We start from the raw sequence: 14,325 nt of genomic DNA, 5'->3' as shown, positions 1-14,325 counted from the left end.
ATACCTCTGGAAACGGGCTGCCGGAGCCCGAAAAAAACTTGCCGCAGGTTAGCACAGCGGCCCCGCCCGGAGCCTGGCCCTGCGGCATATGTAGAGCGCTGGAAGGTGATTTCATTCGCCACCCCGCAACGAAAAAGCCCCGCCGAATGGCGGGGCTCCTCGTCACGCGTTCAGGCAGTCACTGCCAGTTGGTGGCGATCACCAGGTTCAGCTCGTCGCGCTGGGCGGCGGTGAGGTTGCCCTCGGCCCCCGCCGGCACGCCGAAGGCGGCCATCGCATCCACCAGCCCTTGCACCTGGCTGTCCAGCAGGGTCTTGCCGTCGGCCGACTTGAACTGGTCGAGGTGGTAGGCGCTGCCGCCGTACCAGTTCTCGATGCTTACCCGCTCGGTGCCGCCCACCAGGCTGACATCCAGGTCGTTGCCGTTCTGGCGGAACCAGAGCTGCTCGACCGAGATGCCGCTGCCGAACTGCAACAGGTCCAGGCTGCCCGCCACGCTGTCGTTGTTCTGGATGACATCCTGGCCGTCGCCCAGGCCGAAGACATAGGTATCCGAGCCGGCACCACCGGACAGGGTGTCGTTGCCGGCCCCCCCCATCAGCGTGTCATTGCCCGCGCCGCCGGACAGCCGGTTGGCCGCCGCGTTGCCCCACAGCTGGTTGTCCAGGGTGTTGCCGGTCCCGTCTATAGCGGCCTCACCGGTCAGGGTCAGGTTCTCCACACCGAAGGCCAGGCTGTGGCTGATGGAGGCCTCAACCGTATCGATGCCCTCGTTGAGGTACTCGAAGACGCTGTCACCCAGCGAGTCGATCACGAAGGTGTCGTTGCCACGGCCGCCATAGAGGCTGTCGTTGCCCTCGCCGCCGTACAGGCGGTCATCGCCATCGCCGCCATTGAGGACGTCATTGCCGGCCCCGCCGAACAGCGTGTCGTTGCCGAGGTTGCCGTTCAGGGTGTCGTTGCCGTCACCGCCATCGAGGTAGTCCTGCCCGGAGCCCGTCACCAGCAGGTCATCACCGCCCCTGCCGAACAGGCTGTTGTTGCCGATGCCACCGTACAGCGCGTTGTTCGCATCGTTGCCGATGATGAGGTTGTCCAGATCGTTGCCGGTGCCGTTGATGGCAGCGGTGCCGGTGAGGGTGAGGTTCTCGACATTGGCGCCCAGGGTCAGGGTCAGGCTGGATTCAACGGTGTCGATCCCCCCGCCCGCGCTCTCGATCACCAGGTCACTCAGCGAGTCCACCTGGTAGGTGTCGTCGCCGGCACCGCCTTCCATGCGGTCGCCGCCCAGGCCGCCAAGCAGCGAGTCATTACCGGCGCCACCGAACAGCGTGTCGTTGCCGGCTCCGCCATTGAGGGTGTCGTTACCGGCAAAGCCGCGCAGCTCGTCCTGGCCGTCATCGCCGAAGAGGGCGTCGTCCGTGGAGTAGCCCTGCACCGTGTCGTTGCCATAGGAACCGTGCAGCAGGCTGTTGCGGATGAAGTCGCCGGTCCAGACATCGCCATTACGGAAACGAACCTCCTCGATGGAGGCCGGCCCCTTGCCATCACCGGCGAAGAAACCGACGACGATGAGGCTGTCCAGAGTGTTGTTGCGCTCGAACACCAGGTTGTCGTCGACACGACGGAAACGGATGTGCTCGGTGTTGAAGTCGGCGAATTCGATGACATCGTGCTTGCCGATGCCGTCGTCCTGGTTGTGGATGACGTCCTGCCCCCAGTAGTTGTTGAACACGTAGGTGTCGTTGCCCGTGCCGCCGATCAGGGTGTCCTTGCCCTGCCCGCCGTTCAGGCGGTCGTCGCCCGCCTCCCCGCGCAGCAGGTTGTTGCCGTCGCCGCCACGTATATCGTTGTTCAGCGCATTGCCGATGCCTTCGGTCGCCGGGCCACTGAGGACCAGGTTCTCGACGTTGTCGCCCAGGGTCCAGGAAACCCGCGACTCGACCGTGTCGATACCGCCGTCCACGCCTTCGATCACGCTGTCGCCCGCATCCACCCAGTAGCGGTCATCACCCGCGCCACCGATCAGGGTATCGACGCCGGTGTAGCCATCGAGCAGGTCATTGCCATCGCCACCCTCGAGCAGGTCGTTGCCGGCCCCGCCATACAGGGTGTCGTCACCGGCCAGCCCGAACAGGCTGTCGTTGCCCCCCTTGCCGTCGAGGACGTCGTTGCTGGCAAAACCGACCAGACGATCATCAGTGGAGTCTCCCTGCAGCACCCGCGAGCGAAGCTGGTCCGGCAGCCACTGGGTGCCGTCGGCGAAGCGGATCTGCTCCACGGCTCCAGTCGCACCGAAGTAGCCCACCACACGGATGCTGTCGGTGCTGCCCCACAGGTTCAGCAACAGGTCGTCGCCATCGTGGCCGACGGTGATATCGCCGGGCGCGATGCCCGTGGCGAACTCGATAGCGTCGAGGGCACCGTCGGTATCCTCGATCACGTCCTGGCCCCAGCCACGGGCGAAGCTGTAGAGGTCGTCGCCCTCGCCACCCTGCAACTGGTCGTTGCCTGCGCCGCCATTCAGCGCATCGTTGCCGGCGCCGCCCTGCAACAGGTTGTTGCCGGTGTTGCCAGTCAGGGTGTTGTCCAGGCTGTTGCCGATACCCTGGAGGTTGGCGCTGCCGGTGAGCGTCAGCTTCTCGATGCCCGCACCCAGGGTGAAGGAAACACTGGCCTCCACCGTGTCGGTGCCGCTGCTGTCGATCACCACATCGCCTGCGGACTCGACCACGAAGACGTCGTTGCCGGCTCCGCCGTTCAGGGTGTCGTTGCCTGCGCCCCCGACCAGCCGATCGTTGCCGGCGCCCCCTTCGAGCACATCGTCGCCGCTGCCGCCGTCGAGCGTGTCGTTGCCATCGCCCCCGAGGATGCTGTCATTGCCGGCACCGCCGCTGATGCTGTCGGCAGTGGCGTAGCCCGTCAGCGTGTCGTTGCCGCTGGTGCCCTGCAGCGCCAGGGCCTTGATGGTCGTTAGGGTCCAGCGGGTGCCATTGGCGAAGCGGATTTCATCCACCGCATTGGAGGTGGCGCCATCGCTCAGGAAGTAGTTGATGACATTGATGCGGTCGCCGCTGCCGCCCAGGCTCAGCACCAGGTTGGCCCCGCTGCGGGACACCTGGATATCGCTCGGCAGGATATCGGCAGCGAACTCGATGACGTCCAGGCCATTGGAGCCGGACTCGAAGTTCTGCACCGTGTCCGAACCCCAGCCCCTGGCGAAACGGTACACATCGTTGCCGACGCCCCCTTCGAGGGTGTCGTTGCCGCCCTCCCCGCTCAGGGTGTCGTTGCCGGCGTTGCCCATCAGGTAGTTGGCGCCCTGGTTGCCGGTGATCAGGTTGTTCGCGCCGTTGCCGAAGCCGGTCAGGTTGCCGCTGCCGGTCAGGCGCAGGTTCTCGATATTGGCACTCAGCGTCGAGCTGATACTGACGCTGGATTCCAGGGTGTCGATGCCCTCGTTGGGGTTCTCCTGGATCACATCGCCGAGGGAGTCGATCACATAGGTGTCGTCGCCCAGCCCGCCACGCAGGGTGTCGGAGCTGGTGCCGCCATTCAGCACATCGTTGCCGGCACCGCCGATCAGCAGGTCGTTGCCCTCCGCGCCGAAGAGCGTGTCGTTACCCGCTCCGCCGTTCAACGTATCGGCGGTACTGAAGCCATTGAGCAGGTCATCGCCATCGCCCCCCTGGAGTACCAGGCTGCGCACCTGCCCGAAGGTCCAGACCACGCCGTTGGCGAAGCGGATTTCTTCGATCGAGTTGACGCTCGCCCCGTTATTGAGGAAGTAGCCCTTGACCAGGATGGAGTCCGACGCCCCCTTCAGGGTGAGCATCAGGTCGTCGCCCAGATGCACCGCCTGGATATCGCTCGGCAGGACATCCGCGCCGAACAGGATCACATCGCGGCCGTCACCATTGTCGAAAATGGTGTCCCGACCCCAGCCACGCGAGAACAGGTAAGTGTCGTTGCCATAACCGCCGCTGAGCTGATCGTCGCCAGCGCCCCCGTCAAGGCGGTCATCACCCGCTCGGCCTTCGAGGATGTTGTTGCCCGCATTGCCGGTCAGTTCGTTGTTCAGCTCGTTGCCGAAGCCGTTCAGGTCCGCCGTGCCGGTCAGAACCAGGTTCTCGAGTGCACCGACAAGGCCGTAGTTGATGCTGCTGCGCACCGTATCCACGCCACCCCCGGCCATCTCGCTGATCCGTTGCTCGATCTGGCTGATGACGTAGGTGTCGTTGCCCGCACCGCCGATGAGCAGATCGGCCCCGCTTCCGGCATCCAGCCAATCATCGCCGTCGTCGCCGAGCAGGGTATCGTCGCCCGCCCCGCCGTAGAGGCTGTCATTGCCGGCACCGCCCTCCAGGGTGTCCTTGCCATCCAGGCCATACAGCCGGTCGTTTCCGGCTTCGCCCTTGAGGCGGTTATCGCCGGCGTTACCGGTGATGTCGTTGTCCAGCTGGTTGCCATAGCCGTCGATGCGGGCGCTGCCGGTCAGGACCAGGTTTTCCAGGCCGTAACCCAGCGTATGGGTCATGCTGCTGCGCACGGTGTCGATCCCGCCACCGATGTTCTCGGTGATAGCGGCGTAGCCTTGGCTGTCCACCACATAGGTGTCATTGCCCATGCCGCCAATAAGCTGGTTGTAGCCCTCCCCGCCGTCCAGCCAGTCGTCGCCATCACCGCCGAGCAACAGATCGTCACCCGCACCGCCGAAGAGGCTGTCGTCGCCCGCGCCACCGTCCAGCTGGTCGTTGTCACCCAGGCCGAACAACTGATCATCGCCCAAGCCACCGGAAAGGGTGTCGGGGACGGCCGTTCCCGTCAGGGTGTCGTTGCCGGGCGTGCCGGCGTTGAGCATCTGCAGGACCTGCAACGGCCGCCACATCTGGTCGGAGAAACGGATCTCATCGATGGCGTAGGGTGCAAGGGCATCGGCATTGAAATAGTTGCTGATGGTGATCCTGTCGCTGCTTCCCTGGCGGAGCAGGATCAGGTCATTGCCAACTCGGCTGAGCCGCACGTCTTGCGATGACACGTCGAGGATCTCGATCACATCGACACCGCTCTCCATGGCCTGCTCATTGATCAGCACCTGGCCCCAACTGCCCGCCAGGCGATAGGTGTCGTTACCCTGGCCGCCGATCAGGGTGTCGAACCCCTGCCCGCCCACCAGCGTGTCATCGCCCTCACCACCCAGCAGCAGGTCATCACCGCCAAGGCCGTCCAGCATGTCGTTGCCGGCGCCGCCTTCCAGGGTGTCGGCCTGGCCAGTCCCCTGGAGGAAATCAGCGCCCGGCGTTCCCTGCAGGAACTGGCCCTGGGGGGCGTTCTCCACACGCGTCCTCACGTCATAAGGCGACCAGCGGGCACCATTGGCAAAGAAGATTTCCGCGATCTCCGGCAGGCCGACGCTGGAGAAGTAGTTGCGCAGGATGACCTGATCGTTCGAGTCCACAAGGCTCAGCACCAGGTCCACGCCGACGCGCCTGCAACTGACATCCTCCGGCAGGATGCCCACCTCGAACTCGAGGCGATTGACGAAGCCATCGCCACCGCCGTCCTCGATCACATCGCGACCGCTGCCTCGGCCGAAGCGGTAGATGTCGGCCCCCGAGCCGCCCCGCAGGGTGTCGTTGCCCAGGCCGCCGGCTAGCGTATCCACGCCAGCGTCACCGACCAGCAGGTCATCCCCCTCAGCGCCATAGAACTGGTCGTCCGTATCGCCGCCAACCAGGGTGTCGTTGCCGTTTGTGCCTTGAAAATCCATACCCTCTCCTTTGATGGATCACACGATCGAACCGCCACCCCCCGCGCCCCTTCGGTAGTCCGAAGAGGTATCCGCAGGTGTGGATAAATGAACGGGGGGCTGTCGCAATCAGGCGGGCTGCATCACCGAGTCGAGGCCCAGCACCTGGAGGTAGCGGGCGATGCCGCTGTCAGTCGAATAGCCCCGTGCGGCAACCACCGCCTGCCGCCTCAAGGCCCGGAAGCGCTCGGGCTCGGCCAGGGCCTGCAAGGCCTTCTCGGCGATCCGCTCGCCATCGAAGAAGTCCACCAGCAGCCCGTTGCGGCCGTCCTCGATCACCTCGCGCACCGGCGCGGTATCCGAACCGATGACCAGGCAGCCGCTGGCCATGGCCTCCAGCAGGGACCAGGACAGGACGAAGGGGTAGGTCAGGTAGATATGCGCGGCGGAAACCTGCAGCACCCGCTTGTAGGTGGCATAGGGCACCTTGCCGAGGAAGTGCACCCGCTGCAGGTCGACCGGGTTCTCCGCCAGCAGCTTGCTGCGCCAGTTGGCAGCGCCCTTGGGGCGGCTGCCATAACTCACCTCATCGCCACCGACCACCAGCACCTGGCAGGTCGGGTGCGCCTCAAGGATGCGCGGCAAGGCCCGCATGAAGCTGTGGAAGCCCCGGTAGGGCTCCAGGTTACGTGCCACGTAGGTGAGGATCGGCTGCCCGGCCTTCAGCACCCGGCCATCGGGCAACTCCAGGCTGGCCTCGGGATCAGGGCCCAGGCCGGCGATATCGATGCCTTCATGGATCACCTGCATGGCGTCGCGATAGGCCGCGGGGTGCAGGCTGCGCTGCCACTGGGTCGGGGTGATGGCGAGATCGCAGTTCTCCAGGTTGAGCAGGTGCAGCGCATTGCGGCTGCGGATGCTCGCAGCGCCGTTGGTATCGAGCGGGAACTCCGGGTCGAAGCCGGCATCGGCACCACGGGCCTGGTAGTAGTACTCGCAGAAGTGGATCAGCCGCGCCGACGGGAAAGCCTCCTTCACATACAGGCTCTCTCCCCAGCCGGGATGGGCGACCACCACATCCGGCCGGTAGCCCTTGCCCTTCAGGTCCAGCAACAGGCGCAGCACCTGCTGGCCATGCAGCACGCCATCCTCGAAGGTGCGCACATAAGGGTGCGTCTGCGCACTCGCCTTGCGATGGGGCTTGTAGCGCAACAACCGCACACCCGGCAGCCCAGGCGCCTGCTCGCGGCCGATGGCCAGGACCTCGACACCGTCCCGCTTCGCCAGATGGGCGGCGAGATGACGGAACTGGCCAGGGAAATTCTGGTGAATGAACAGCACACGCATCCCGCCGCAACTCCTTTTGCAGGTCTTCCATGGCTGCCACCCCTCGGGTTTGTCCAGGCGAGAAGCGGCAGAAAATCATGGCACTACGCCACAGGCGAAGGATGAACCGGGACGGGGGAGCAAGGAAAGCGGGTCGCGTGATGCGACTCACGAATGGGGGAGCGATAGTCCGGCGATAGAGGGAAGTGCGAGAGCCGATGCCGATGCAGGCTGGTTACCGGGGCAGGTGGTTTGATCAGACGTGCGCAATGGACACCCACGCAGCCTCAACGGGTCTCGGCTGAAAGGCCTGGTATATAAACGTAAGACATCAACTCCAGATACTGAGCGTTAACCTGTATCGAGCCCCGAGCTTCGCAACTGTGCCCTAGGGCATTGAAAGAATAAGAAAATTGCTTTTATAAAGACTGACAAATCATGAACCCCCTGTTTTTATAGTGAGGCCTTTATGCTTATGGAGGCCTATGCAGTGTAGAAATTCACTAGCCAGTCACGAAGAGGGAACGAGGAATTTCCGATGCAGAGCTCGCCGCGGCGCAAGTTAAAGAAAACCCTCTTTTCAACGATGCTTATTATGGGTTTGTATAGATCTGGGGCGGACAGGCAAACTTGATCCTCCTCGTCACATCCGTCTGCCCAATGGAACGCGTTCATGCAAAGCACCTTTTCATGGGCCCCCGCTCCACTTAAAATCTCCTCCACTTCTAATGTGCTGATGATCGGTGCATTTCTGTTTATTGCATTCCGAAAGTTAGAAAAAGGGTGGACACCCTGTTGCTTGACGTGGGTCGAAACAATGCGAGCAGCTTGCCTGAGAAATTCATGTACTTGATCTTCGTCCTCCTTGCTTGCCTCTCCCCTGCTAGACCACTCAACCTTCTTGAGCCTGGAAAGTAAGGCCTCTGTGTTTTTCATTAATTTTCACTCAAAAATTAGACACATCAGTACTTGGAGCTTTTACCCCTGACCGCAGCCTATGCAATTGGAGCGACAGGATATGCAAACAAACCTTTTTCAAAGAGTCTCTACTGTGACTCCAAGTGCGACCAGCCTCGTAAATGCAGCCTGAAAAAGCTCGTCATTGCTAATTGCCAAGTAGAATTTCCGCCCACCCCCTCTTTAAAGCATATGACCTTCGAGCTCGGGGTTCTGTATATGAAATAACTACTCAGCGTCAACCCATTCTTGAATAATAGTTATCCACAAAATCTTCAGTAAAAACAGGCTTATCAACGGACAAATTCAATACCTCCTGATTTGTTTAAGGATAGTACCCACCAATCATATTTCAGCGCACATAGAAAATAATATTTACACACCCAGCACGCATTCAATATTCAAACTTCAATTTGAAACCCCAATCCCCGTCTTCTTTCAGGAACACCGAATAGAAGACCTCTCGCCACAATGTGCCGTGCTCACGAAATACATCCAGATGTTGATACAGCAGATCGACCACTTCATCCGCAGGCTCCAGTAGATCCTGTCTACCCTCAGGGCTGCTGATCGTTACGGTTAGCCCCTGATACTCCCCCTCTTCCACCCGTACTGCGTGCATCTCGATCTGGCTCCAGCTTTCAGGCGTTGCACCAATGAGCGCCTTGACCAATTTCAGGTCCAGAGGCGCATGCTTCTCGTATAACATCTCCACTCGACACGTCCTTATTTATATTAGGCGCGTACCGCGCCAGCCAGATTTCTGCAGCCTGTCTCTATACATTTATTAGAATCAAACTCCTGTCGTAGATCAACGCTCATCAAGCACTCAACATACTCATCTGGAGGACAGTAATGATGCTCACAAATAAAGTGAACGATAGCAAGCGGAGAGGCGCATATTAAATCACCAGCCGGAATCCATAATTCAGAACCCCGAATAATAGTGCCACTTCCCCCTGCATATCTTATTTCCCCACACTGGATACAGTGCGGTACATCTCTATCTGGGTCCATAAAAGGAATAAATGGTTAAACGCTCTCTAGCACATCGGGAAGACGCGCCAGCAGAGCGCCCGACGGCTGTCCCCTTGGGATGTCTCCGAACATATCGAGCCAGCCGACATTGAGGACCCCACCCAGCTTATAAGGCGAAATATATCGCTCATACACACTCAGGTCTGGGAAATAGCTGTTCTCAAGTTCACTAAGGGCGTCGCTTGCTGCGTTCTGGCAGAAACCTGTACCATTCAGAAGCAACCAAGGCATAACATCCACCTTATCAATGAATGCGTCCGCATATACGCCATAATCCTCCACCACACCACTGACTATTACTCCCCACTCTCCTTCCTTCTTGTATCTATCCAACTCACTGACCACTTCCAACTTGAGCCAACGCGGAAGATTGTCAAAGTCGGCTTGACCTCCTCCTTGAGCGATCCCTTTAACTATATAGAGCACTATCTCCCAAACCGACATATCACCTTGGCGATGCAGCCCCATAAGAAAAACCAAACCATGAAAGAAACCACTCTCCATGCCTAGCACTCCACATCCATAAGTATCTTATCAATCCACTGCATCGCTACCCCTCTTACCCGCAGAGCCCGCAACGGTATTGCAAAACCACTATAACTTTTACGTATAAAAAGACACGCAAGCATTGGAGAGCCCATACCAAGCCTTGCATCGGAGAGTATTCGCCAACACGGTATGGAGAGCCGCCAACAAGAACAGAGATCAGGTTTTGATGTCGGGGTAGGCCTTCCTTAACGCATCCCGTCAAAGTAGCGCCCTTTAGATATAAGAAATCTTACAACCTGTACATGAAGCGAGTCATTACAAATCTGATTAAAGAAAAGCAGATTGTGCAGGACGTAGTACACAGAGCGCCTAGGGCCGAGAACAAAGTGCCGATCGAACTCCACTCCATCCTTCGTCAAGAACTCAATCAACTCCTCTTCGGTATATTTCTTCATGCCTTGGAGCCCTCCCAAAATGGAAATCCTCTAAGCCCTGTAAAAGAGAGCCCTCCTGCACCGCACGCATCCGGAACGACTCCTTCGATGCGGTCCTCAAACGCCCTCACCCCGCCCCTTGTGAAATACCAGAACTGGAAAACTCGACAGGCAACCAAACCCCATCAGTTCTCTCTCCAGCCACAAACTCTTGAATACCACCCGCCTGAAGTGTTCGATGCTGTTCTGCGGGACAAAAATCTCGTCTATCGGCAGAGGGACGCCATCATCATCCATACGCTTGAATACCACAGGAACGGGCCGGCTGATGGACAACGACAGTTCCGCCTCTGGCGCTGCCGTGACTCTGCCCCCTGCGGATGTAACCTCGATGACTGCGTCGCTCTGCTGGCCTCGATAAATCCCCTTCTCGGGAGGTTGCGTGGAATTGCAATTGGCCAATGCCGTTTGAAGAAGCCGTCCCCCGATCCTCATGGGCCTAGGGTCAATTTCGCCGAGCATGAATGCCAAACCTAATCTCCTGAAAGCGTTTTTATAACCATCACACCGTATAGGTGGCTCACTCCACACCTGCTGCGCCCACCACCTCCAAAAACGCCCCGATCACCCGCCTCGCCCCCTGCTCCTTCAGGCACACCAGCGTCTCGGTCATGCGCGGTTCGAAGTCGAGGATGGGCAGTACGTGCACGCCGCGGCTGGAGCCGAGTTCGGCGGCGGAGACGATGCCGACGCCGAGGCCGGCGACGACCATCTCGAACACCGCTTCGCGGCCTTCCACTTCGATGGCGGTGTGGGTGTCGAGGCCCAGGCGGCGCATTTCGTCTTCCAGCATCTGCCGGGTCATGGAGCCCTGTTCGCGCAGCACCAGCGGGGTGCGGTGCAGGTCGGCGAGGTGGATGGCGTCGCGCCGTGCCCAGGGGTGGCCTTCGGTGACGAAGGCCACCAGCGGGCCGCTGCTGAGCACATGGGCGATCAGGCGGTCGTCGTCTACCGGGCGGCCGAGCACGGCGAAGTCGGCCTGGTAGTCGAACAGCCGGCGCAGGGATTCGTCGCTGTTGCCGGTCACCAGGCGCACGCGGATGCCGGGGTAGCGCTCGCAGAAGCGCGCGATGTAGGGCAGCAGGTGCATGGGCGCGTCCACTGCCAGGGTGAGGCTGCCGCTTTGCAGGGCGCGGGAACTGGTGAGCAGTTCCTCGGCCTCGTTCTCGGCGGCGAACAGGCGCAGGGTGATGGCCAGCAGGCGCTCACCCAGTTCGGTGAGCTGCACCGAGCGCTTGTTGCGGTTGAACAGCAGCACGCCGAAGCGCTCCTCCAGCTTGCGCACTTGGTCGGAGACCGCCGGCTGGCTGAGGAACAGCTGCTCCGCCGCGCGGGTGAAGTTGCCGTGCACCGCCACGGCGTGAAAGGCCTTGAGTTGCGCCTGGGAAACCGACATCACCGTCCCTATTAATAAGCTCAGCTTGTTTGTGAAATACCATAAATCGATTTCATTTATTTCTAGCCAATTGCTTTGATCAGCGCCAGCCACGCCCACCCGCATCCGCTGGAGACGATCATGAGCCACGCCGAATTCCCCGCATCGCATACGCCCCTCGCCGCGCCGGTCCAGGGCGAGCCCTACCTGCTGACCCCCGGCCCGCTGACCACCTCGCGTGCCACCAAGGAAGCCATGCTGCGTGACTGGGGCTCGTGGGACGCCGACTTCAACCGCGTCACCGCCGAGATCCGCCAGCAGCTGCTGGCCATGGCCGGGGTGACCGACGACAGCTACGCCTGCGTGCCCCTGCAAGGCAGCGGCACCTTCTCGGTGGAAGCCGCCCTGGCCACCGCCATCCCCCGCGACGGCAAGGCGCTGATCCTGATGAACGGTGCCTACGGCCAGCGCGCCGCCAAGACCCTCGACTACCTGGGCCGCGCCCATATCGCGCTGGACAAGGGCGACTACCTGCCGCCGCAGCCCGAGGAGGTGGACGCCCTGCTGCGCGCCAATCCCGATGTCACCACCGTGTTCCTGGTCCACTGCGAGACCAGCTCCGGCATCCTCAACCCGCTGCGCGAGCTGGCGGCCGTGGTGAAGGCCCATGGCAAGCGCCTGATCGTCGACGCCATGAGCTCCTTCGGCGCGGTGCCGTTGTCGGTGGACGAGGTGCCCTTCGATGTCCTGGTGTCCTCGGCCAACAAATGCATCGAGGGCATCCCCGGCTTCGGCTTCGTGATCATCCGTCGCGACCTGCTGGAGGAGTCCGCCGGCCGCGCCCACTCCCTGAGCCTCGACCTGCTGGAGCAGTGGCGCTACATGGAGCGCACCGGCCAATGGCGCTTCACCCCGCCCACCCACAGCGTGGTGGCCTTCCATACGGCGCTGGAACAGCACGCGGCCGAGGGTGGCGTGCCGGGCCGCCTGGCGCGCTACACGCGCAACCGCGACGTGCTGGTGGCCGGGATGCGCGAGCTGGGCTTCGAGACGCTGCTGGAGGACCGCTGGCTGTCGCCGATCATCACCACCTTCTTCAGCCCTGCGCACCCCGCCTTCGAGTTCAAGCGTTTCTACGACGAGCTCAAGGCCCGCCAGTTCGTCATCTACCCCGGCAAGCTGACCCAGGCCGAGAGCTTCCGCATCGGCTGCATCGGCCAGATCGACGAGCCCATCGTCCGCCAGCTGCTGCGCGCCATCGCCGAGTCCCTGCAGGCGATGGGCGTGACCCTCGAGAAAACGGCGGCCTGACCCGCCCCCTTGGGCCGCCCGCCACCCCGAGCGGGCGGCCTCTTTTTCCGCGTCAGCCGGCCGCGCCGGCGAGGAGCCCGCCCACCCGAGACGATCAGCACCATGCCTGACGCACGGCCTCTGCCCTTCTGACCAGGCCAGGCGTTTAGACAGCCAGGAAGTACCAAGAACAACAACAGCCTCCCTCACGCACTGTCGCCAACCCACAGGGGTCAGAACCATGAACAACGCTGCAGGTGTCTTCCAGCACGGGTGGAAATCCATCCACCGCTGGCGTGTACAGATCTTCCTCATCACCTGGCTGGCCTATGCCGCCTTCTACTTCACCCGCAAGGCCTTCTCGGTGGCCAAGCTGGGCATCGGCGAGGACGTCGATTTCGAGCTCGACAAGTCGGCGATGGCCAACCTCGATGCCCTCTATCTCACCGCCTACGCCATCGGCCAGTTCACCTGGGGCATCTTCGCCGACCGCTTCGGCCCCCGCGTGATCGTCTTCGGCGGCCTGCTGGTCTCCGCGCTCGCCGCGCTGGCCATGGGCACCTTCGCCACCCTGCCGATCTTCGCCACCTGCATGGTGATCCAGGGCCTGGCGCAGTCCACCGGCTGGAGCGGGCTGTGCAAGAACATCGGCTGTTTCTTCGCCACCCGCGAGCGCGGCCGGGTACTGGGCTACTGGAGCACCTGCTACGCCTTCGGCGGCCTGGTCTCCACGCCCTTTGCCGGCTGGTGGGCCTACCAGGTGTTCGGCGACTGGCGTGCGGCCTTCGTCTCCAGCGCGGTGGTGGTGCTGGTGGTGGCGGTGCTGTTCTGGCTGCTGCAGCGCAACCGCCCCGAGGACGTCGGCCTGGAGCCGGTCGAGGTGGAAGTGAAGACCTCCCGCGAGCTGAAGATCGAGCGCGACAGCCACTGGGTCTCGCTGCGCAAGATCATGGGCAACCGCACGGTGCTGGTCCTCGGCCTCGCCTACTTCCTGCTCAAGCCGGCGCGCTACGCGATCCTGCTGTGGGGCCCGATGATGGTCTACGAGCGCATGCCCGCCGTCGGCAAGGTCGCCTCGGCCATCGTGCCCACGGCCTTCGAGGTGGCCGGGCTGGTGGGGCCGATCCTCATCGGCATCGCCTCCGACCGCTGGTTCGGCGCGCGGCGCATGCCCGCCTGCGTCATCAGCCTGGTGGCGCTGACCCTGTGCCTGGGCCTGTTCGTGCCGGCCATGCAGAGCGGCAGCCTGTACCTGGTGGTCGGCCTGCTGTTCATGCTGGGCCTGACCCTCTACGGCCCCGACTCGATGATCAGCAGCTCCGCCGCCATCGACTTCGGCACCACCGAAGCGGCCGGCACCGCCGCCGGCTTCGTCAACGGCTGCGGCTCGGTCGGCGCCATCCTCGGCGGCCTGCTGCCCGGCTACTTCGACACCACCACCGTATTCATCGGCTTCACCGTCGCGGCCCTGCTCGCCAGCCTGATGCTGGTGCCGTTCTGGAACAGCCGGCCCAAGACCCTGAAGGTCCTCGACGGGCTCATCCCCCCACCCGGCAACGACGGCCAACCCCTCGGCGCCCGTTCCTGACTTCGCCCCCAAGGAGACA

Annotated in this window: 10 protein-coding genes; 2 read left to right on the top strand and 8 right to left on the bottom strand. The window is 62.1% G+C overall.

Going from position 1 to position 14,325, the window contains the following annotated elements; all coding sequences use genetic code 11:
• Positions 1–178 precede the first annotated feature (178 nt).
• The 8 genes from ACXI0U_RS00725 to ACXI0U_RS00690 form a co-directional block, all read right to left on the bottom strand.
• Positions 179–5,770, bottom strand: coding sequence for a calcium-binding protein (locus ACXI0U_RS00725; protein WP_479549600.1), 5,592 nt, complete (start codon positions 5,768–5,770; stop codon positions 179–181).
• Positions 5,771–5,878: 108 nt separating this feature from the next.
• On the bottom strand, positions 5,879–7,096 hold the full coding sequence (locus ACXI0U_RS00720; protein ID WP_479549599.1) for a glycosyltransferase family 4 protein: 1,218 nt from the start codon (positions 7,094–7,096) through the stop codon (positions 5,879–5,881).
• Between the two features lie 462 nt (positions 7,097–7,558).
• The gene (locus ACXI0U_RS00715; protein WP_479549598.1) at positions 7,559–8,011 is read right to left on the bottom strand and encodes a hypothetical protein; all 453 of its coding nucleotides are present in this window, start codon (positions 8,009–8,011) and stop codon (positions 7,559–7,561) included.
• 415 nt (positions 8,012–8,426) lie between these two features.
• Positions 8,427–8,747 carry a hypothetical protein gene (locus tag ACXI0U_RS00710; RefSeq protein WP_479549597.1) on the bottom strand — a complete coding sequence of 107 codons (321 nt, stop codon included), beginning with the start codon at positions 8,745–8,747 and terminating at the stop codon, positions 8,427–8,429.
• A gap of 20 nt (positions 8,748–8,767) precedes the next feature.
• Complete coding sequence (locus ACXI0U_RS00705; protein WP_479549596.1) at positions 8,768–9,049, bottom strand: DUF7919 family protein; 282 nt, start codon at positions 9,047–9,049, stop codon at positions 8,768–8,770.
• 15 nt (positions 9,050–9,064) lie between these two features.
• Positions 9,065–9,574, bottom strand: coding sequence for a hypothetical protein (locus tag ACXI0U_RS00700; protein ID WP_479549595.1), 510 nt, complete (start codon positions 9,572–9,574; stop codon positions 9,065–9,067).
• Between the two features lie 536 nt (positions 9,575–10,110).
• Positions 10,111–10,524, bottom strand: a complete 414-nt coding sequence (locus ACXI0U_RS00695) for a hypothetical protein (RefSeq protein ID WP_479549594.1) — start codon at positions 10,522–10,524, stop codon at positions 10,111–10,113.
• A 49-nt stretch (positions 10,525–10,573) separates the two neighbouring features.
• Positions 10,574–11,449: a LysR substrate-binding domain-containing protein gene (locus ACXI0U_RS00690; protein ID WP_479549593.1), complete on the bottom strand. Its 876-nt coding sequence runs from the start codon at positions 11,447–11,449 to the stop codon at positions 10,574–10,576.
• Between the two features lie 120 nt (positions 11,450–11,569).
• On the opposite strand from ACXI0U_RS00690, the gene ACXI0U_RS00685 reads away from it, so the two are divergent.
• Positions 11,570–12,739 (top strand): 2-aminoethylphosphonate--pyruvate transaminase, encoded by a 1,170-nt coding sequence (locus tag ACXI0U_RS00685; RefSeq protein ID WP_479549592.1) that lies wholly within the window; start codon positions 11,570–11,572, stop codon positions 12,737–12,739.
• A gap of 220 nt (positions 12,740–12,959) precedes the next feature.
• Positions 12,960–14,306, top strand: coding sequence for an MFS transporter (locus ACXI0U_RS00680; RefSeq protein WP_479549591.1), 1,347 nt, complete (start codon positions 12,960–12,962; stop codon positions 14,304–14,306).
• Positions 14,307–14,325: the final 19 nt, after the last annotated feature.

The sequence above is a fragment of the Pseudomonas sp. C9D1 genome (genome assembly GCF_056491235.1).
The sequence above is the reverse complement of the archived record's forward strand: the minus strand, read 5'-3'. Positions and strand labels throughout refer to the sequence as shown.